We start from the raw sequence: 1343 nt of genomic DNA on the forward strand, positions 1-1343 counted from the left end.
GTCCCGTTCCGGGTTTAGTGGAGGCTCGGAACTGACGCGACGACGGTAGCCGCCACGGGATTCTGCCGGTAGTGCTGGTCTTCGAACTCGACGGGCGGGACGAGCCCGATCTCGCCGTGGAGGCGTCGGTGGTTGAACCAGTCGATGTACTCCGCGACGGCGATCTCGAGGTCATCGATCGAGCGCCACGGACCTCGGTTGCGGATCAGTTCGGCCTTGAACAGCGAGTTGAACGCCTCGGCCAGGGCGTTGTCGTACGAGTCACCGGTGGACCCGACCGAGGCGACCGCACCGGCGTCGGCCAGGCGCTGGGTGTAGCGGACGGCGACGTATTGAACTCCCTTGTCGGAGTGATGAATCAGGCCGGTCGTGTCCTGGCCGGCGCGGGCACGGTCCCACAACCCCATCTCGAGGGCGTCCAGCGCCAGGTCGGTGCGCAGGTTCTTCGACAGCTGCCAGCCGACGACCCGGCGGGAGTAGACGTCGATGACGAACGCGGCGTACACCCACCCGGCGAAGGTGCGGCAGTAGGTGATGTCCGCGACCCACAGCTGGTCCGGTGCCGTCGCGGTGAACACCCGCTGCACCAGGTCCGGGCGGGTGTCCGGTCCGCTGCCCGGGATCGTGGTGCGTGGCCCCTTCGCCCGGCTGACGCCGTGCAGCCCAACGGATCTCATCAACCGGTGCGTCGTGCAGCGAGCCACCGGATGGCCCTGTCGGCGTAGCTCCGCATGAACCTTCCGGATGCCGTACACGCCGTAGTTCTCGGCGTGGATCGTCACGATCTTGGCCAGCGTCGCGGCGTCACTCACCGATCGTGCCGACGGGGCGCGCTTCTTGGCCGCGTAGTACGTGCTCGGGGCGATCTGCATGCCGGCCCCCGACAGGACCGTGCAGATCGGCTCGACCCCGAACCGGTCGCGGTGCTCGTCGATGTACTCGACGAGCACCGCAGTCGGCACAGCGGTGCCTACTTCAGCTTGCGGTCGAGCTCCGCCGCCGCGAAAAACGCGGACGCCGTCCGCAGGATCTCGTTCGCCCGGCGCAGCTCCTTGACCTCCCGCTCGAGCTCGGCGATCCGCTTCGCCTCCGCGCTCGTCACCCCGGGGCGGTGGCCCTCGTCGACCTCGGCCTGCTGGACCCAGTTGCGCAACGTGTCGGGGTTGATCCCGAGCTGGTCGCCGACCCGCTTCACCGCGCCCGCCTTGGTGTCTGGGTCACGCCGCAGATCGATGGCCATCCTGATCGCTCGCTCCCGAAGCTCCTCCGGGTACTTCCTCGGTGCTGCCATGACTCTCATCCTTCCGTGGAATGAGAGCCTCCATCAGACCCGGAACGGGACA

General features: G+C 68.0%; 1 protein-coding gene and 1 other annotated feature. The gene reads right to left on the bottom strand.

Annotated elements, in window-relative coordinates; all coding sequences use genetic code 11:
- Positions 1–14: 14 nt before the first annotated feature.
- Positions 15–1291 (bottom strand): IS3 family transposase gene (locus tag TAE01_RS20345; protein ID WP_246111481.1). Its coding sequence is split into 2 segments (ribosomal slippage): positions 15–1003 and positions 1003–1291, totalling 1278 coding nucleotides; the frame shifts between segments, so codons are not numbered across the junction.
- Positions 858–1013 (bottom strand) — a sequence feature (AL1L pseudoknot). It overlaps the preceding gene by 156 nt.
- Positions 1292–1343 lie beyond the last annotated feature (52 nt).

Source organism: Terrabacter aerolatus, assembly GCF_007991735.1.
GTDB lineage: Bacteria > Actinomycetota > Actinomycetes > Actinomycetales > Dermatophilaceae > Terrabacter > Terrabacter aerolatus.